General features: G+C 44.3%; 14 protein-coding genes. 4 read left to right on the forward strand and 10 right to left on the reverse strand.

The window, feature by feature from the left end; genetic code table 11:
- Positions 1-54: 54 nt before the first annotated feature.
- Together DWX61_RS16075 and DWX61_RS16080 are read right to left on the reverse strand one after the other, a co-directional pair.
- Positions 55-480 (reverse strand): flavodoxin, encoded by a 426-nt coding sequence (locus DWX61_RS16075; protein WP_118515241.1) that lies wholly within the window; start codon positions 478-480, stop codon positions 55-57.
- Between the two features lie 30 nt (positions 481-510).
- On the reverse strand, positions 511-1,104 hold the full coding sequence (locus DWX61_RS16080; protein ID WP_173753027.1) for a DUF3793 family protein: 594 nt from the start codon (positions 1,102-1,104) through the stop codon (positions 511-513).
- A 382-nt stretch (positions 1,105-1,486) separates the two neighbouring features.
- On the opposite strand from DWX61_RS16080, the gene DWX61_RS16085 reads away from it, so the two are divergent.
- Positions 1,487-1,891 carry a Fur family transcriptional regulator gene (locus tag DWX61_RS16085; protein ID WP_015526389.1) on the forward strand — a complete coding sequence of 135 codons (405 nt, stop codon included), beginning with the start codon at positions 1,487-1,489 and terminating at the stop codon, positions 1,889-1,891.
- A gap of 107 nt (positions 1,892-1,998) precedes the next feature.
- A complete protein-coding gene (locus DWX61_RS16090) occupies positions 1,999-2,544 on the forward strand; it encodes an NADH peroxidase (RefSeq protein WP_015526390.1) in 546 nt (181 codons plus the stop codon).
- A 71-nt stretch (positions 2,545-2,615) separates the two neighbouring features.
- On the opposite strand, the gene DWX61_RS16095 is transcribed toward DWX61_RS16090, so the two are convergent.
- The 3 genes from DWX61_RS16095 to DWX61_RS16105 form a co-directional block, all read right to left on the reverse strand.
- A complete protein-coding gene (locus DWX61_RS16095) occupies positions 2,616-5,906 on the reverse strand; it encodes an Ig-like domain-containing protein (RefSeq protein WP_182434032.1) in 3,291 nt (1,096 codons plus the stop codon).
- A gap of 230 nt (positions 5,907-6,136) precedes the next feature.
- The gene (locus tag DWX61_RS16100; RefSeq protein ID WP_118626319.1) at positions 6,137-6,796 is read right to left on the reverse strand and encodes a hypothetical protein; all 660 of its coding nucleotides are present in this window, start codon (positions 6,794-6,796) and stop codon (positions 6,137-6,139) included.
- 70 nt (positions 6,797-6,866) lie between these two features.
- The gene (locus DWX61_RS16105; RefSeq protein WP_118626321.1) at positions 6,867-7,433 is read right to left on the reverse strand and encodes an HD domain-containing protein; all 567 of its coding nucleotides are present in this window, start codon (positions 7,431-7,433) and stop codon (positions 6,867-6,869) included.
- A gap of 287 nt (positions 7,434-7,720) precedes the next feature.
- Here DWX61_RS16105 and DWX61_RS16110 point away from each other — a divergent pair, with 287 nt between their 5' ends.
- The gene (locus DWX61_RS16110; protein ID WP_118626323.1) at positions 7,721-8,215 is read left to right on the forward strand and encodes an HD domain-containing protein; all 495 of its coding nucleotides are present in this window, start codon (positions 7,721-7,723) and stop codon (positions 8,213-8,215) included.
- Positions 8,216-8,314: 99 nt separating this feature from the next.
- Here DWX61_RS16110 and DWX61_RS16115 read toward each other — a convergent pair whose 3' ends face one another.
- Positions 8,315-10,774, reverse strand: a complete 2,460-nt coding sequence (locus tag DWX61_RS16115) for a glycogen/starch/alpha-glucan phosphorylase (protein WP_353652881.1) — start codon at positions 10,772-10,774, stop codon at positions 8,315-8,317.
- Between the two features lie 2 nt (positions 10,775-10,776).
- Positions 10,777-13,941 carry an isoleucine--tRNA ligase gene (gene ileS / locus DWX61_RS16120; RefSeq protein WP_118626337.1) on the reverse strand — a complete coding sequence of 1,055 codons (3,165 nt, stop codon included), beginning with the start codon at positions 13,939-13,941 and terminating at the stop codon, positions 10,777-10,779.
- A gap of 781 nt (positions 13,942-14,722) precedes the next feature.
- Here ileS and DWX61_RS16125 point away from each other — a divergent pair.
- A complete protein-coding gene (locus tag DWX61_RS16125) occupies positions 14,723-16,027 on the forward strand; it encodes a D-alanyl-D-alanine carboxypeptidase family protein (RefSeq protein WP_118626327.1) in 1,305 nt (434 codons plus the stop codon).
- On the opposite strand, the gene DWX61_RS16130 is transcribed toward DWX61_RS16125, so the two are convergent.
- The 3 genes from DWX61_RS16130 to DWX61_RS16140 all read right to left on the reverse strand — a co-directional run bounded on the left by DWX61_RS16130 (position 16,004) and on the right by DWX61_RS16140 (position 18,816).
- A complete protein-coding gene (locus DWX61_RS16130) occupies positions 16,004-16,960 on the reverse strand; it encodes a 3'-5' exonuclease (protein WP_118626329.1) in 957 nt (318 codons plus the stop codon). The two genes, DWX61_RS16125 and DWX61_RS16130, sit on opposite strands and share 24 nt — an antisense overlap.
- A 113-nt stretch (positions 16,961-17,073) precedes the next feature.
- Positions 17,074-18,036 (reverse strand): nucleoside hydrolase, encoded by a 963-nt coding sequence (locus tag DWX61_RS16135; protein WP_118626331.1) that lies wholly within the window; start codon positions 18,034-18,036, stop codon positions 17,074-17,076.
- A 342-nt stretch (positions 18,037-18,378) separates the two neighbouring features.
- The gene (locus DWX61_RS16140; RefSeq protein ID WP_118626333.1) at positions 18,379-18,816 is read right to left on the reverse strand and encodes an Hsp20/alpha crystallin family protein; all 438 of its coding nucleotides are present in this window, start codon (positions 18,814-18,816) and stop codon (positions 18,379-18,381) included.
- Positions 18,817-19,066: the final 250 nt, after the last annotated feature.

Below are 19,066 nucleotides of genomic sequence, written 5' to 3' on the forward strand. Positions count from 1 at the left end.
GTTTGAAAATCCAATGCTCTGCTCAGTTTTTATTTATCTGAAATCTAACAAATCTTATGCGAGTTTTCCGCCAAGTTCACGGCAAGCTGCAAGTCCTTCATCATCAGGAGTGTTGTTTACAATGAGACCCTCATCCTCAACAAGCTCTGCGCCTGCGTCTTTTGCTCTGCCGCACCATGTTCTCATCCACTCTCCGTCGCCCCAGTCATAGGAACCGAAAAGTGCAACTTTTTTACCGGAAAGTTTACCTTCCAGATCAGAAAAGAACGGCTCAAACTCACCCTCCTCAAGCTCCTCATCCCCCATAGCCGGACAACCAAGAGCCAGAACATCAAAAGAAAGCGCTTTATCCACATCCGCATCAGCCACTTCCATAATCTCAACATCCGCACCGGCAGCCTTGGCACCTTCCTCTACAGCCTGCGCCATAGCCTCTGTGTTACCTGTAGAAGACCAGTAAATAATTCCTACCTTGCTCATCTCAAAAACCTCCTGTTTTTAAACTTTATATTATACGCACATCTGAGATGTACAGAGATGCTTCATACCAACGACCTGCAAAATCGAATACCCCGCACGGATCTGCGCCGCAGTAAACTCCCGACACTTATCATAGCTGTCAAAAATCCTGCGAGCCTGCTCCACATCATCATAAACCTTCCAGTAACCACACATCTTGCAGCCACTGCCTCCAAATTTCCGGAAACCCTTCACGTCTTCAATGGGATACCCCAGGAAAAGTCCGATCTCATGAGGAAACTCCGTCTTATAAAAAAATCTCTCCTTCAGACGGGCGATCATCTCATCCAAAGAACCATCTATATTATACCCATCCTGGAGCAAAAGTTTCCTGGCTTCATCCTGCTTAAGATATTCCTGCAGCATATCCGGCCGGTACACCAGAAGAAGATAATGCTTCCTGCATCCACAGATAATCTCCATACGGATACCTTCCCGTTCAAGACTCTCCTCATAATCCGAAATGATCTCCGGCAGTTCCGGAATTTTTTCCTTGGAAAAGGAAACAAGATTCGCCGGTTTCATTCCCATTAATACAGGGGAACAATGATAACCCATGACAGATTCAAATTTTTCACAAGTCATTTGCATTCTCCTTTACACATTAGTTAGATTTGTCTAACTATTGTAAATATACTACCATAGTTAGCCTCTGTCAACTTATTTTTTAAAAATTTTCATTAGGAATTTTTATTGATAAAATCCCATCATTAAAGGCACAATATTCCTTATAACAAACACTCTGTCAGACATCCGACTGCCAGTTCTCACCATTTAACCGAATCAGGTAAGTCCCCTGCATGGTTGCAAATATCCACTACACCTGCAGCGTAAAAATACTTATTTACATCCAGCTCATAAAATGAAAATATTTCAGGATAATCAGATCAAAACCTCTTGACAAACCTCCCTCTGTCATGTATTATAATATCAGTAATAATTACTATTACTGAAAGGAGAGGACATTATGGCAGCACTTAAATACAGCCGTCAGCGAGAATCCATCAAGGAATTTCTGAGATCCAGAACAGATCATCCAACGGCAGATACAGTATACGAGAATCTTCGACAGATCTACCCGAACATCAGTCTCGGAACTGTCTACCGTAATCTTTCTCTTCTCAGTGACATCGGTGAGATCCGGAAGCTGACCAATTTCGGAAGCGCGGATCGCTACGATGGAAGGGTCGCACCACACTCACATTTCATGTGTACCAGATGCAACCGGGTGATAGATATGCAGTCAGACAGCCTTAACGGAATTCTTGAACAGGCAGCTGCAGAATTTATCCACGGAAAAGTCTTTGACGTAGACGCAAGCTTCTATGGAATCTGCAAGGAATGCCTGAAAAAAGAAGAAAAACAAGCTTGACAAAATAAAGATCACATGGTATCATGAAATAGTAATAATTACTATTATTAATTCAAGAGAAACAAAAATAAACAATATATTTCAAAAAAGAAAAGGAGATCATTACTATGGCTAAATGGGTATGTACAGTATGTGGATATGTTTATGAAGGCGAGCAGGCACCGGAAGCCTGTCCAGTATGTAAAGCACCAGCTTCTAAATTCCAGAAACAGGAAGGCGAGCTCTCATGGGCAGCTGAGCATGTTGTAGGCGTTGCTAAAGGCGTCAGCGAGGACATCCTTGCAGATCTGAGAGCTAACTTCGAGGGCGAGTGCTCTGAGGTTGGTATGTATCTTGCAATGGCTAGAGTAGCTCACAGAGAGGGATATCCGGAAGTTGGAATGTACTATGAGAAAGCAGCTTACGAGGAAGCAGAGCATGCAGCTAAATTCGCAGAGCTCCTTGGTGAGGTTGTAACAGACAGCACAGAAAAGAACCTTCAGATGCGTGTAGAGGCTGAGAACGGCGCTACAGCAGGTAAATTCGACCTTGCAAAACGTGCGAAAGCAGCTGACCTTGACGCAATCCATGACACAGTACATGAGATGGCTAAGGACGAGGCAAGACACGGAAAAGCATTCGCTGGTCTGCTTAAAAGATACTTCGGCAAATAAGAAATCCGCATAAAATAAGGATTTTTTAAGGGGGAATCACTTCTGTGATTCCCCCTTTTTTCGTACAATTTTTATTTAACTGTAACTTTACAGGTTGTCCTCTTTGAGCCGCTTCGGATTGTGATTGTTGCGGTTCCTTTTTTCAGACCTTTGATCACACCACCGGATGTTACTGTCGCGATTTTTTTGTTGGATGATGTGTATGTAACTTTTTCCTGGCTGGTTACAGGAGTGACTTTAACTGAAGATGCCAGTTTACGGTAAGTAGTTCCTTTTTTGAGTGTCACAGATTTAGTGCTTACAGTAATTTTCGAAGTTTTTACTGCTCCTCTCTGTACGGTAACTTTAAAAGATGCTGACTTTTTGCTTGCAAGAATAACCTTAACTGTAGTACTTCCTGCCTTTTTACCTGCTGTCAGTCTGAAAGTTCCCTTCTTTGTCACAGAAGATACTTTTACGATTCCTGTATTTCCGGATGTCACTTTTGTAACATAATCACCTTTCGCCAGTCCGGCTGCTTTAAATGCAGTGGTAGACTGACCTGCTTTCATTTTCAGGGAAGATGCAGTCAGGGAAATCGTCGGTTTCAGTTTGGCAACTGTAATTTGTTTCTTGAGCACTTTGCCACATACTTTACAATGACTTCCTTCCTTCTTTCCTGCCTTAAATACTGTCGCTGCAATTGCTGCATCTTTTACAGCGGTATGTTTTGCCGGAAGTGTTACGGTTCTTATACCATCACAGGAAGTACATTTATCGGTTCTGCTTCCTTTTGACGTACAGGTTGCCTGAACAGTTTTTACTGCTTTCCAGCTGTGACTGTGTTTTGAACTGTTTTCTCCAATCTCAAAATGTTTCCTTACAAGCCGCTCCCACTCCCCGTTTTTGTTTTTTCGCATGGCAGACAGTGCAAGCCTTGTATTATCATCGGACTTTCTCGTCATGATCGGAAGCTCCTGGCCGGAAACTTTCTGCATATTCCATGCTTCATCATCGTAATCATATTGCAGTTTACCGGATTCTGTATCCTTCCAGCTCATCACTACGATTTTTATATCATTTCCTGTAATCTCAACGGGATCGCCTTTTCCGTTTATATACTGAACCAGTTTTACTTTTAAATTGGCGAGATTAATGGATTCTCCAACAGCCGGATTAAGCAGCTTTCCATTCTTATCTGTCAGATTATCCGGTATCAGCATAAATTCGCTGACTTCAAACCATATATCTTTTCTGAAGGCTTCTTTATATTCACCGGTTTTATCCAGAAGTTTTACTGCTACATAACAGCAGCCAACACCGGTTTTATCGTTGGATTTAATTATAAGCTTCTTTCCATCCGGAGAAACTGTAGCTTCTGCCAGTTTTGATTGTTCTATGATTTCCAGCTTATAATCTTTTACCGGATGCTGGCCACTGGTTTTATCCAGTATGTCTGTCACAATGGTCGTTTCATTGTTCGGCAGCATGGCTTCATTTCCTGCTGTGCCTTCCAAATCGTATGTCAGATTATAAAAGCTTTTTTCCTCACTATCATCACTGTCATGACCACTGTCACCGAAGTTTCCACTGTCGTCGCCATTATAACCGGGTAAAGTATCCACCTCATACATCCGTCTTGCAATCTGGTGCCAGTTTCCATCTGCACTTTTTTCCATTGCAGTAAGCCCAAAATATGTGCCATATCCTGATGTTCTCTCAAGGATTGGGAGCTCCTGCCCTGGAACATCGATCCATTTCCAGCCGTCTGTATCATAATCATGGTACACTGTGCCTGTACTTTCATCTGTCCATGAAGATATTACGATTTTATAATTATCTCCTGTTACCGGAATTGGGTCTCCTTTTCCACCTTTGTAACGGACAAGCTGTGGTTTCATGTCTTTTGCTATATCCAACTGCTGACCTACTTCAAGGTTGATTTCATTACCACTTGTATCTGTGATTTTTTCCGGCAGGATCACATACTCACTGACGCTGAACCACATATCTTTTCTGAAGGCTTCTCTGTATCCGCCTTTTCCATCCGGTATCTGTACAGATATGTAACAGCAGCCCTGACCGGTTTTATTGCCAGATTTAATAACAAGTTTTTTTCCATCTGCAGAAACTGAAATATCTGCCAGCTTTGACTGTTCCAGGATTTCCAGTTTATAATCATCTACTCTCTGATAATCCTTTGTTTTGTCCTCCAGATAAGTGATAGCTGTCATCTGACTGTTCGGCAGCATGGCTTCATTTCCTGTTGTATCCTGATAATCATATATCAGTCTGTAGGAGCTTTTCTCTTCGCTGTCATCGTTATGACCATTGTCATAATCGCTGTTGTTCAAAGGATTAAGCTCATAATGATGTCGGGTAATATAATGCCAGTCTCCATTTTCTAATCTCTCCATAGCCAAAAGTGCAAACCATGTAGAATTCTCTGTTGTTCTCTCCAGGATTGGAAGATCCTGTCCCGGAACCTCTATCCATTTCAGGCCATCTGCATCATAATCACGAAGTTCTTCACCTCCAGGATCTGTCTGTGACATGACGATCTTGTAATTGTCCCCTGTTACCGGAATCGGGTCTCCTTTTCCATCTTTGTAACGGACAAGCTGTGGTTTCATGTCTTTTGCTATATCCAGCTGCTGGCCTACTTCAAGGTTGATTTCATTACCACTTGTATCTGTGATTTTTTCCGGTAGGATCACATACTCACTGATGTTAACCCCAAATTCCCTTTTTGCCACTTCAGTTCCATTTATGAATGCCGTTGCGGAAATTCTGGCGTCTCCGGTTTTATTGTAAACATCCAGCACAATATCCTGGCCATCTAATGATACGTCTGCCATTTTGACACCATTTCCACCCGTTACCGGAGCAACTTTCAATTCATATGCAGAAACATCACTCCAGTCAGTTGTATCAACCAGACGGGTTTTTATTCTGACATGACTGTTCGGCAGTAAGTCCTGACTCCCACTGGTGCCTTCGTATATCAGATTAAGCTGATATTGTTCATTTGCTGTAGCAGACTCTCCATCTTCTGAACCGTCACTGAAAGCCTCCTGGTTTTCGGTGTTATCCCCGGATAGCTCCGTAGTTTCTGATGTGTTTTCTTCTTCTGCAATTTCTTCTTCCGCATTCTCTGCATCATCCTGAAGACTTAATTCCTCATCGTCTTCCAGATCAGGCACTGAAGCTGCTTCCCCTGTTGTTTCCGAGTCATCGTTCTCCTGAACTGATTCTTCTGTCTCTGCAGTTTCCTGTCCGGTATCTGCTGTCAGTTCCTCAGCTGCTGCCGGTATGACCGCGCCCATATTCTGTGAAAACGTAAGTGTTGCGACCAAAAGCATTGCAATCCTCTTTTTCTTCATATGATTCCCCCATTTTCGTTTTTCTGCCATAATTATACTATATTCATTGAAGTACTGGCTATCATATTCTTCCTTCTACTGGTTTAAAAAATATACTCGTAAAAAATTGCCCAGTGTGCTAATATAAAGCAAATAAAAACATTCCAAAAAGCCTTAAAATACCAGCACTCAGAGATGTTCTGAAATCACCAAAAAAGGAACCGGTCTCCCGGTTCCTTTTTTTATCATCTCTACATACTATATCCATCCAGATATACCGATGATACATAATTTTTGCTGGTATTCTTATACAATATCTGCAGATAATGTGATCCATCCATAGTGACTGTGCTTCCATTTTTGATCTTTCTCTGTCTTCCGGTTCCGTGTTCACTGTAATATATTGCAACTATCTTGTAGCCCTTCTTTGCAGTGATACATACTTTTGCCTTTCTGGAATAACCTTTCGCAACCGGAACCATGGTCTTTTTATCAAAGGATTTTTTATAATCTTTTCTTCCGAATTTGCACACATTTAACGGATTTTTATAATTATGTACCGTAACTTTAGATTTAAAAGAATATGTTTTTCCATTCTTTCTTTTTACTTTGAAGGATACAATAGAAGTTCCTGTTTTTTTTGCCTTCAGCGTAATGGTATAATCACCCAGAAACGGCATCTTTCTTACTGATACCACATTGGTATTACTGGATTTCAGTCCCAGAACTTTATCAGATCTGACAGAGTTTATGATTACATATCCGATTTCCTCACCCTTCATAAGAGCGATCGATTTATGAAATTTGAGCGTACCCGCCGCCTGTGCTGTGACCGGTGCTACTGCAAGATCTGTCACGATAAATGTAAGTGCCAGAAATAACACCAATAATCTCTTTACTGCTTTTTTCATTACTTTTTCCCCCTTTTATAAGCATTTTGGACTTATTCCATACATATTAGTATACATGAGTTATTCATATTCAACAACCTTTTTTCTGAATTTTCTGTACACTATCTTCCCGAACCTTTGCGCGAAGCTCTGTCAGATATTCTGAGAATTTCACCTGCTCATTTCCGTAAATCATCTGCAGATCATACTCCAGCGGAATCCAGGTTTTAATATCGGATTCATTGTGCTGGATCAGGGCTTCCAGCTTGTCCAACGCTTTATAGATCCTGGCCTCCAGAGTCCGCTGCGCTTCCATCTCCTGATACAGTTCCGCCATCTCTTTATCAAACGGCTCCGGCAGAGTTTTCACCCATTCTCCCAGCACATCGGCTTCTTTCTCCGAATCTTTATCCGTTTTTTCAAAGGCTGGGATATCCCCGGTAAAAGCTTCTCCCAGATCATGGATCAGGCACATTTTCATGATCTTCAGAAGATCCGCCTCAGGGAACTCATCACTGACAAAATATGCCATCAGCGTGATCCTCCAGGAATGCTCTGCAACGCTCTCCCGCCTGCCACCGGAAGTATAACTATGACGCACCGCATCCTTTAACCGTTCTGCAACGGAAAGTATTTCGATCAGTTTTTCTGGTTTCATATATATTACGCTCCTCTTCTTTTTATTATGTCAACCATCTAAATCAGCTATTTTCAGCCTATCTTATATAGCTGTCCATAAAACCGTTATAGCATTTTCACTTTACTATACCATAATTTCCCAAAGAACAGACCCCCAAAAACATTCTCCTTACTTCTGCGCGCTGACATTTCCCATCCCAAATAAATTTGTCCAAGCTAATTTCTAAAAAAACTATAAACCATATTGCATTTTTCTCCATAATCGTCATAATGAAGTTATAAACAAAAGAAAGAAGGTGATTGCCGATGGATATCACGGTGTCGGATGAGGTCTCACAGGAATATCATGAGCTTGTGAAGAACATCCTCTGTAACAGAGAGTTCCTGAAGCTGAGCCTGTACACCCACCACCAGTGGACCACACGGCTCATGCACAGTATCAATGTTTCTTACCTCTCCTGGTTCATTGCCAGGAAGCTGGGATGTGACGAGAAAGCTGCCGCAAGGGCAGGGCTTCTCCACGATTTCTGTCCCTATGACTTCAGGGCGGAGACACCGACCGGTGAGCATCAGGCGTTTTATCACCCGAAGGCTGCCGCAGACAACAGTGCCGCACACTTTGATGTCACAGACAGAGAGCTGGATGCGATACTCTCACATATGTTCCCTCTGGGACCTCTTCCACGCAATAAGGAAGCCTGGATCATCAGCTTTGCCGATAAAGCCTGCGCCATCGCGGAAGGCTGCCATATCGCCATTGCACTGGCCAGGCGGAACCGGATCGTCATCAATCCGGCATAATTTCCACACAAAAAACAGGGCCGTCGCCACTTCTGACGAGCCCTGTTTTTGTGTGGAAATTTATTTTATGGTAATACTTTGCAGATTACTTTATATATCTTAGTTCTCTTTCACAACAACCTTATCCAGATGCCAGATATCATCTACATACTCCTGGATAGTTCTGTCGGATGTGAACTTACCGCTGCATGCTGTATTGAGAAGTGCCATCTTAGCCCAGCGTTTCTCATCTTTGTATGCTTCCTCAACACGTTTCTGTGCTTCTGCATAGGAACGGAAGTCGCCAAGGATGAAGTACTGGTCAGGTCTCGGCATGTTGCGTTTGTCGAGAAGTGAATTATAAATGTCACGGAACATCTCTGTATCGCTGGAGAAGGTTCCGTTGATCAGCTGCATCAGTACCTGACGGATCTCCGGATCTGTGTTGTAGATGAAGTCCGGATCGTAACCGCCGTTATTCTCATAGTTGATGATCTGGTCAGAGCTCATACCGAAGATAAATGCGTTCTCCTCGCCAACCTCCTGTACGATCTCGACGTTGGCACCATCCATGGTTCCAAGTGTCGGAGCACCGTTCAGCATGAATTTCATGTTACCTGTACCGGAAGCCTCTTTACTTGCTGTGGAGATCTGCTCGGAAACATCTGCTGCCGCAAAAATGATCTCGGCGTTGGATACACGGTAGTTCTCGATGAATACAACCTTCAGCTTACCGTTGATGGAAGCATCATTGTTTACAACATCTGCCACACAGTTGATCAGCTTGATGATCTTCTTTGCACGTGCATAAGCTGCGGAAGCTTTTGCACCAAAGATAAATGTTCTCGGATAGAAATCCATCTCCGGATGTGCCTTGATCTGGTTGTACAGATAGATCACATGCAGGATGTTGAGAAGCTGACGTTTGTACTCATGAAGTCTCTTAACCTGGATATCGAAGATGGAGTGCGGGTCAACCTCAACACCATTGTGCTCCAGGATATATTTTGCAAGACGCTCTTTGTTCTTGAACTTGATGGTCATGAACTCCTGAAGAGCCTTCTCATCGTCTGCGTAAACCTTAAGCTTGGAAAGCTGGGAAAGATCTGTAATCCAGTCCGGTCCGATCTTGTCTGTTACCCAGTCAGCCAGAAGCGGGTTTCCATGAGCAAGGAAACGTCTCTGTGTGATACCGTTTGTTTTGTTGTTGAACTTCTCAGGCATCATCTCATAGAAATCCTTCAGCTCCTGATTCTTGAGAATCTCGGTATGAAGGCGTGCAACACCGTTTACAGAGTAGCCTGCAACGATCGCGAGGTGAGCCATCTTAACCTGTCCGTCATAGATGATCGCCATCTTCTTGATCTTCTCGAAGTTTCCAGGATATTTCTGCTGGATCTCAAGAATGAAACGACGGTTGATCTCCTCGATGATCTGGTATACACGCGGAAGCAGTCTGGAAAACAGCTCGATCGGCCATTTCTCAAGTGCCTCGGACATGATGGTGTGGTTAGTATAAGCACAGCATTTTGTTGTGATATCCCATGCCTGATCCCAGCCAAGACCTTCTTCATCAATGAGGATACGCATCAGCTCTGCTACTGCAACAGTCGGATGAGTATCGTTCATCTGGAATACAACCTTCTCATGAAGTTTTGTGATATCATCATGAGTTTTCTTATATTTGTCAATGGCTGCCTGAAGGCTGGCAGATACGAAGAAGTACTGCTGTTTCAGACGAAGCTCTTTACCTGCCATATGGTTATCATTCGGATAAAGCACCTCTACGATAGTACGTGCAAGGTTCTCCTGCTCTACTGCGTTGTGATAATCACCCTTGTCGAAAGAGTCAAGGTTAAAGTCTACGATCGGCTCTGCGTCCCAAATACGAAGTGTATTTACAACATCGTTGTTATAACCTGTGATCGGCATATCGTAAGGAACAGCCTTTACTGCCTGATATCCCTCATGGATAAATTTATTCTCGTTCTTCACCGGATCCCACTCAACGCGTACATATCCGCCGAAATGAACCTCTTTTGCATACTCCGGACGACGGAGTTCGAAAGGATAGCCGTTCTTCAGCCAGTTATCCGGTGCCTCTACCTGATAACCGTCACGGATTTCCTGCTTGAACATACCGTAACGGTAACGGATTCCGCATCCGTATGCACAGTAATTCAGAGTTGCAAGGGAATCCAGGAAGCATGCTGCCAGTCTTCCGAGTCCACCGTTTCCAAGAGCCGGATCCGGCTCCTGGTCTTCGATGCAGTTAATGTCAAGTCCAAGCTCCTCAAGAGCCTCCTTAACCTCGCCGTATGCGCCAAGGTTGATCAGGTTGTTTCCAAGGGCACGGCCCATAAGGAACTCCATGGACATATAATATACGATCTTCGGGTCCTGTTTTTCATACGCCTTCTGGCTCTTAAGCCAGTTGTCAATGATCACGTCCTTCACAGTGTAGCTTACAGCCTGAAAAATCTGCTCCTGTGTAGCCTCTTCCAGTGTTTTTCGATAAAGGAATTTTACGTTTTCTTTTACGCTTTTTTTGAACTCCTCTTTCTCAAACTGCTTGTCAATCATTAGTTTTCCTCCTGTACTTTGGATACTCCCAGTGTTACAGCCTCTTTGTTGATGTTCCATTCTTTGGTGTAACCCTCTGCTTCTCCCAGAACAATGTTTTCTGCCAGTACTTCACGTTTGATCTCATCCTGGTTTGCTTTCATGATATCCATGATCTTATCGTTATCTTTTGCATAGACAATGATCTTGTCCATGACTTCGAAACCAGCCTCTTTACGCATGGTCTGAACTTTGCTGATGATCTCGCGGACAAAGCCCTCCTGGATCAGCTCAGGTGTAAGGTTTGTATCAAGGACAACGGATGTTTCACCGTCTGTCTCTGTCACATAGCCCTCGCTCTGGGCTGTTTCGATCAATAAGTCTTCCTCTGCAAGCTCGACTCTGTTTCCGGCAATGTCAAGAACGAGAACACCATTATCTCTCAGCTCTTTCATTGCTGCGGTTCCGTCGATCTCGGAGAGTGCGGTACGGATGCCGTTCAGAAGCTTGCCGTATTTCGGTCCTACTGTACGGAGCTGCGGCTTGAAGCTGTAGGAAATGAAGGACTCTACATCATCTGCGAATTTCACTTCTTTTACGTTAAGCTCATCTGCGATGATATCTGTGTAGAATTTATCCATAGCTTTCTCAGCTTTTACATACATGGTTCCGATCGGCTGACGGTTCTTAATGTTTGCGGTATTTCTGCATGCACGTCCGAGAACAACGATCTCAAGAAGCTCTTCCATGTTTGCCTCGAGATCCTTGTCAATCCATGCCTCGTTTACCTTCGGGTAATCGCAGAGATGGATACTCTCCGGAGCATTTGCATCAATGCTGCGAACAAGGTTCTGGTAAATATCCTCAGTCATGAACGGGATCATCGGAGCTGCAGCCTTGGCAACAGTTACCAGTGCTGTATAGAGTGTCATGTAAGCATTGATCTTATCCTGCTCCATGCCCTTAGCCCAGAAACGCTCACGGCTTCTTCTTACATACCAGTTACTCATATCATCAACAAATTCCTGAAGTGCTCTTGCAGCCTCCGGAATCTTGTAGGAATCAAGATCTGCATCGACAGTCTTCACCATGGTATTCAGCTTGCTGAGCAGCCATTTATCCATAACCGGAAGCTTATCGTAATTTAAAGTATATTTAGTCGCATCAAAATTGTCAATGTTCGCATACAATACGAAGAATGCGTAAGTGTTCCACAGAGTGCTCATGAACTTTCTCTGTCCCTCTACAACTGCCTTGCCGTGGAAACGGTTCGGAAGCCATGGAGCACTGTTGATGTAGAAGTACCAGCGGATAGCATCTGCGCCGTATTTGTTCAGTGCGTCAAACGGATCTACGGCATTTCCTTTGGACTTACTCATCTTCTGTCCGTTCTCATCCTGTACATGTCCCAGAACGATTACATTCTTATACGGAGCCTTATTGAAAAGCAGTGTGGACTCAGCAAGAAGGGAGTAGAACCATCCTCTTGTCTGGTCAACAGCCTCGGAGATGAAGTCTGCCGGGAACTGCTGCTCAAACAGGTCTTTATTCTCAAACGGATAATGATGCTGTGCAAAAGGCATTGCTCCGGAATCAAACCAGCAGTCGATAACCTCCGGTACACGATGCATGGTCTTGCCGCAATCCGGACACTTCATAGTGATGTCGTCAATGTATGGGCGGTGAAGCTCGATGGTCTTCGCACGCTCGTCACCACTCTTCTCATAGAGATCCTGGCGGCTTCCCACGGATTCCATATGTCCGCACTCACACTGCCAGATGTTCAGTGGTGTTCCCCAGTAACGGTTTCTGGAAATACCCCAGTCCTGAACGTTCTCAAGCCAGTCACCGAAACGTCCCTTACCGATGCTCTCCGGAATCCAGTTGATAGTATTATTGTTACGGATCAGATCATCCTTTACTGCTGTCATCTTGATGAACCAGGACTCACGTGCATAGTAGATAAGCGGTGTGTCACATCTCCAGCAGTGCGGATAATCATGCTCGAATTTCGGTGCGTCAAAAAGCTTGCCCTCTTTGTCAAGGTCTGTGAGAACCATAGGGTCCGCTTTCTTTACGAATACACCGGCATATGGTGTCTCTTTGGTCATGTTGCCCTGTCCGTCTACGAACTGTACGAACGGAAGGTCATACTCACGTCCGACACGGCTGTCATCCTCACCAAATGCAGGTGCGATATGAACGATACCGGTACCATCGCTCATGGTAACGTAGTTGTCACAGGTTACGAAATGAGCTTTTTTGCGCTGTTTTGCTGCTGCCTCGCCTGTGCATGCAAAAAGCGGCTCATATTCCTTACGCTCAAGGTCTGTTCCTTTATATTTCTCAAGAATCTCATATGCAGGCTCATCATCCTTTGCAAGCTTGCCGAGAACCTTGTCCAGAAGTGCTTCTGCCATGTAGTAGGTATATCCGTCTGCTGCTTTTACCTTACAATAGATCTCATCCGGGTTTACACAAAGTGCAACGTTGGATGGAAGTGTCCATGGTGTTGTTGTCCATGCCAGGAAGTATGCATCCTCACCGACAACCTTGAAACGAACGATAGCAGAACGCTCTTTAACAGTCTTGTAGCCCTGGGAAACCTCCTGTGCGGAAAGCGGAGTTCCACAACGCGGGCAGTAAGGAACGATCTTGAAGCCTTTGTAAAGAAGACCTTTGTTCCAGATTTCTTTCAGTGCCCACCACTCAGACTCGATGAAATTGTTGTCGTATGTTACATAAGGATGCTCCATGTCAGCCCAGAAACCAACTGTAGAGGAAAAATCCTCCCACATTCCTTTATATTTCCATACGCTCTCTTTGCACTGCTGGATGAACGGCTCCATTCCGTACTCCTCGATCTGCTCTTTTCCGTCAAGACCAAGCTTCTTCTCAACCTCAAGCTCAACCGGAAGTCCGTGAGTATCCCATCCTGCTTTTCTCGGAACCATGTAGCCCTTCATTGTACGGTATCTCGGGATCATATCCTTGATAACTCGTGTCAGAACATGTCCGATATGTGGCTTACCGTTAGCGGTAGGCGGTCCGTCATAGAATGTGTATGTCTCGCCCTCTTTACGGCTGTCCATACTCTTTTCGAAAATCTTGTTGTCTTTCCAGAATTTCTCAACTTCTTTTTCACGGTCAACAAAATTCAGATTCGTGTCAACTTTACGATACACAATATTTACCTCCTGTGTCTGATTACTGGCTGCTGCCTCATCTGTAAGGCCACAGCGGATTCTTTCCTCACAGATACCTGTTCGTGCCAATGCTTCGGGCACTTATAAAAAAAGACCCCATCCTGTAAAAGGACGAAGTCTGATTCGCTGTACCACCTGTTACATTATACGGGCCTGTGTCCGGATTCCTGCGTCTTATGCTCTGTGTTATGGCGCGGGCCGTTGTTCCATGTCTGTTCATAGCGGACAATTCTTTGTATCTGCCGATATATGTTCCCTGTAACGGAGGAAATCCGTCAGCTCTTACTTGATGATCATCTGTACATCAGATATTCTTCCCGGCTGCTGCCGGACAACTTCGGAACTGAAGCTCAGGAGTGATATTCCGCCATATTTACTCGTCCCGGGCTCCCACCATCCCCGGTTCGCTGCAAGCTTTCCATATGGCTTACTGTCTCCATCACAGCTTTTTCTATATACGCTGTCTATTATAGGTTGGGGAAAATCCATATGTCAAGTGTTTTCAGGGATTTTTTCTTATTATATGTATGTTCACTTCTTCTTAATGGAATTTTCACAGACTGCAAGTAGTTTTTCCGGGAGGAAAGTGGTATACTACTACAGAATCTTGAGGGCAAAAATACAGCTTTTCATTAATACAATGCTATAATTAATGAAATACTGCACCTCATCACAAAACGGGCAAGAGTTTTTTCGGTTACTGATTTCCAAATGAATAATAACCTTCTCTCCCGGATTTATTACTGAAAGGTATCTTATTATGAAAAATATGAAAAAACGATCCCTGCGCCGGATCTTTGCCGGTATTCTCTGTGTGGGAATCCTGCTTACAGGCGCCGAGCCATGCAGCGCTTCCGCGCCTCTTGGATACGATGAATATGGTGATCCTATCGTCACTGCCACACCGGTTCCTGATGGACAGTCATCCGGTCAGGCCGCAGCAATCATGCCTGCTCACTCCAGCTATTATTCTCAGGCCGCCGACACCGATTCCATTGACGGGTGGCCCAAAGGTCCCGGCATCGAAGCACAGGCTGCAGTCCTTATGGACGTAAATACAGAAGCCGTTCTTTATTCCAAAAATGCGGACACACAGCTCTATCCTGCCAGCATCACAAAGATCCTGACTACACTGCTTGCCTGCGAAAATCTGAACGCTAAGACAAATATTACCGTATCTGAGAACGCTTCCACCAGTGTAACTGCCGGAGATTCCAGTATTTATGCGGCTCCCGGTGAAGAATTTACCAGGGATCAGGCCCTGATGGCCGTCATGCTCCAGTCCGCTAATGAAATGTCTGTCGCCGTTGCGGAAGAAGTTTCCGGTTCTGTAAAGAAATTCACAGAACTCATGAACTGGCGCGCCAAGCTTTTTGGCTGCAAGAACACACACTTTAACAATCCTAACGGTCTTCCGGATGAGAATCATTACACCACAGCCTCCGACATGGCAAAGATCGCCAAATCCGCCTGGCTAAACCCTCTTTTCCGGCGATACTGTACCAAACGTTATTACGAGATCCCGCCTACCAATAAATTTACCGAAGCCCGACAGCTGCTCAATCATCACAAGATGATGAAAAACGGCGAATACTATTATGAAGGTGTCCGTGGCGGAAAAACAGGATATACCGATGCATCCGGAAACACGCTTGTCACCTACTGCAAACGAGGAAATATAACGTTGGTAGCCGTAATCCTGAATTCTACTTCCGCGGCAAATGCTTACAGCGATACTGCTTCTCTTTTTAATTATGGTTTTGAAAATTTTGAAAAGGTGGATATGAAGGTGTCCATGGAGCCAGTCCCGTTTAAGGTACTCCCCTGTGACAAATATATCCTTAAGAATAACGGAAACACCTATCCGTTTTATTATCAGACAAAGGTTTATGTGACTATTCCAAAAGGTATCAAAAAATCACAGCTCAACAAACGCCAGGCCGTTCTTCAGAATGCTGTCGGCCCACTGCGTCTGAAAAGCAAATATTATTATAAGAAACAAATGGTCGGATGGGGAATGCAATACGAACGAAACATCGTATCAGATCTTCTCCTGGCTTCGTAACATTTTCCTGCGGCGGAGAGATTCGTGCTTTTCACGGATCTCATCCGCCGCTTCTGTATCTTCTGCTCTCAGGGTCTTCACCCCGAAATATTTTCCCTCATCCGTTTTTCGAATCCTGATCTTTCCGGCAACAGGTCCATGCTCATGACAAAGGGCAAGGCTGTAATACACCTTGGGATTGTTGGTACTGAACCAACGGATTTTCCGCTTGGCAGGGCATCTGCAGATGGGACACATGGTACTTACCATGGTGCGGTCCTTCATCAGGCGCTCCTTTGATACAAATTCCCTGGACACAAACTTGTCATGGTCTGTATAGGAAATATAGATCTCGCTGTCTCTGGATTTTGGATTCTGATATACATCCAGGGACGGATGACGGATCATGCATGCTTCATCGATCTCCAGGAGTATCCTGGCAGTATAGCTGGCGTCTGCCAGTGCCCGGTGAAAATCCCGTTTTTTGGGAAGCTCCAGATAGTCTGTGGCATATTCCAGGGAACGCCTGGATATTCCATCCTCGAATTTTATGCTGAAAAGTTTCTGCACATCATAGTAATGCACTGGCCCTGGCATCAGCTTCAAAAGATTATAGTATTTCATATTGCGCTGAAGTTCCATCACATCCTGGTCTCCCCAGGTAAAAAAGCGATACTCCTCCCCGCACCATTCCAGAAATCTGCGAATCGCCCTTGGAAAAGGAATGCCGTTTTCCAGTTCATGATAATCCACGTGGATCACTTCGTGGATACTGTCGTGGATCCAATGGTACACTTTGGGCTTGATCAGGCACTGAAAGGTATCAACGATCTCTCTTTTTTCATTTAATTTTACTGCCCCGATCTCTATGATCTCAAACGGGAGCCGACTATCCGGATGTCTTCTTCCATCCGGATTCTGGTTCCATTCCAGGTCAAATACAATATAGTTCATGGGTTTTCTGTCCTCTTATCTGACAGTGTGCACAGATATCTTTATGAAGAGCAGGCACTGTGTTCTGCTCCTCTATATCTTATGAACGCAACTGCTTCATGGTCTGATCCCGGTTATTTCCCGGTTCTGCACTCAGAAACAGAATAAATTGCTTCAAACAGCTCCTGCTGGAAGCTTTCTGTATCTGCATCTGTCAGAATCATATCTTTCATTTCATCTTCTTCGTGTAGCCACCAGCGGAAATCGCATAATGTGGCACCCCGTCCGGCACCGTCTGAACAGTCCACATCCAGGAATACTTTTTCTGTTTTAAAGAACTCCGGATGGATGAGATACATAAACGGTACAGCAGCATGGATACTTGCCACGCAGCGATATTTGGAAAAATTTTCAAGTACGTAGCCGGCCATATCTCCACAGGCTCTGGCTGCCGGATCACCGGACTGGCACAGCTTCATGATCTGGTTTCTGGTAAGATTACATTTCAGGGTAGCATCCAGTCCGCACATGATCAGTGGGATTCCGGAATCGAATACGATCTTTGCCGCCTCCGGATCTGCGTAGATATTGAATTCTGCTGCCGGTGTGATGTTTCCGCCTTTTGCTGCACCGCCTGTAAATACAATTTTTCTGATCTTATTCTTTATTTCAGGAAAAACCTTCAACAGAAGTGCAAGATTAGTCATTGGTGCAGTTTCAATCATTACTACCTGCTCGCCCTCCGGAAGGGTATTCAGAATATCACGGATAAAAAGCACTGCATTGTCAGAAGCAGCCTCTGTTTTTGCTTCCGGCAGTACGCAATGGCCAAGCCCTGTCTCTCCGTGAAATTCTTCCGCATAAATTGCCGCTTTCACAAGAGGACGATCCTGGCCTCCTGCCACCGGAACCTTCAGTCCGTAAAAATCCACCAGCTCCAGTGCATTTTTGGTCACTCTTTCTATCCTGGTACTTCCTGCAGATGTCGTCACTGCAAGCAGCTCCAGTTCATCCTGATGTGCTGCCGCATATGCCAGTGCGATCCCGTCATCGATTCCGGGATCACAGTCCATGATAACCTTGATCTTATCTCCCATATATTCACCTCTGTAAAAACTCTTTCCCCAGTTTTATAGTATTGCCGAATTTCCGCTGTTTACCTGTTCCAAGTATAACAGAGTGGGGAGGGAGTGTAAAGTTAATCAGAATTCACCTCTGTACTTCAGGCTGAAACGTAAAGAACCCCTCTGCCGGGCATTGGCAGAGGGGTGGAAAAAAAAGGGGGTTATATTCATTTATATAAACAAATGCAATGTGCAATTTGGAGTTTTAAGTCAGGCGGATAAAATTATCCGCATTCGGTCAACCGGCCATTATCTGGTTATCTCTGCAATATCCGTTTGGGTTGTTCCGGATATTTGCTTCAAAGTAAATGCCGATCAATCAATAGAAACAAATTTCTTCTCTTCTGCTTCTTTCTTGGTCTCTTCCTTCGGGAAGGTTACATAAAGGATTCCGTTCTCATATTTCGCATGGATATCTTCATGCTTAATGCTCGAGCCTACATAAAAGCTTCTGTTGCAGGTTCCTGTATAACGTTCTCTGCGAACATATTTACCTTTATCATCCTTCTCGTCCTTCTTCTCTTCTCTGGTTGCCTGAATGTTCAGATAACCATTCTTCAGCTGGATCTTCACATCCTCTTTCTTAAATCCCGGAAGATCGATCTCCAGTTCATAATTGCCATCTACATCACGGATATCTGTCTTCATCATATCCTTCACCTGAGGATAAGCATTGGCAGCTGCCTGACGGCCTGCAGGATATCCCATAAAATCATCAAATAAATCTTCTCCGAAAATACTTGGCATTAACATAACTCATTCCTCCTGATCTATATTCGCTGCGTATTATGCAGGCGTTTTTAATTTACTGTTTCTGAAAACTCTGTAAGAACTTTCTCCGGAAGATTTCTTTTTCTCTCTTCCTTTGTTCTGTATGTACTATAACACGCATTATTAGCACTGTCAAGAGGCGAGTGCTAATTTCACACTTTCTTCACATTTTCCCTAAAATGAAAAACTAATTTCCACTCTCAGCCCTTTATGTTCTTTTGCTGAAATTAGG

It is taken from the genome of Ruminococcus sp. AF20-12LB (genome assembly GCF_003478985.1).
GTDB lineage: Bacteria > Bacillota > Clostridia > Lachnospirales > Lachnospiraceae > Blautia_A.

Coding starts and splice junctions, on each gene's coding strand:
- DWX61_RS16110 (WP_118626323.1), top strand. CDS start 7,721: ATGGATATCACGGTGTCGGATGAGGTCTCACAGGAATATCATGAGCTT.
- DWX61_RS16135 (WP_118626331.1), bottom strand. CDS start 18,036: ATGGGAGATAAGATCAAGGTTATCATGGACTGTGATCCCGGAATCGAT.
- DWX61_RS16075 (WP_118515241.1), bottom strand. CDS start 480: ATGAGCAAGGTAGGAATTATTTACTGGTCTTCTACAGGTAACACAGAG.
- DWX61_RS16130 (WP_118626329.1), bottom strand. CDS start 16,960: ATGAACTATATTGTATTTGACCTGGAATGGAACCAGAATCCGGATGGA.
- DWX61_RS16090 (WP_015526390.1), top strand. CDS start 1,999: ATGGCTAAATGGGTATGTACAGTATGTGGATATGTTTATGAAGGCGAG.
- DWX61_RS16085 (WP_015526389.1), top strand. CDS start 1,487: ATGGCAGCACTTAAATACAGCCGTCAGCGAGAATCCATCAAGGAATTT.
- DWX61_RS16140 (WP_118626333.1), bottom strand. CDS start 18,816: ATGTTAATGCCAAGTATTTTCGGAGAAGATTTATTTGATGATTTTATG.
- DWX61_RS16100 (WP_118626319.1), bottom strand. CDS start 6,796: ATGAAAAAAGCAGTAAAGAGATTATTGGTGTTATTTCTGGCACTTACA.
- DWX61_RS16105 (WP_118626321.1), bottom strand. CDS start 7,433: ATGAAACCAGAAAAACTGATCGAAATACTTTCCGTTGCAGAACGGTTA.
- DWX61_RS16080 (WP_173753027.1), bottom strand. CDS start 1,104: ATGACTTGTGAAAAATTTGAATCTGTCATGGGTTATCATTGTTCCCCT.
- DWX61_RS16095 (WP_182434032.1), bottom strand. CDS start 5,906: ATGAAGAAAAAGAGGATTGCAATGCTTTTGGTCGCAACACTTACGTTT.
- DWX61_RS16125 (WP_118626327.1), top strand. CDS start 14,723: ATGAAAAATATGAAAAAACGATCCCTGCGCCGGATCTTTGCCGGTATT.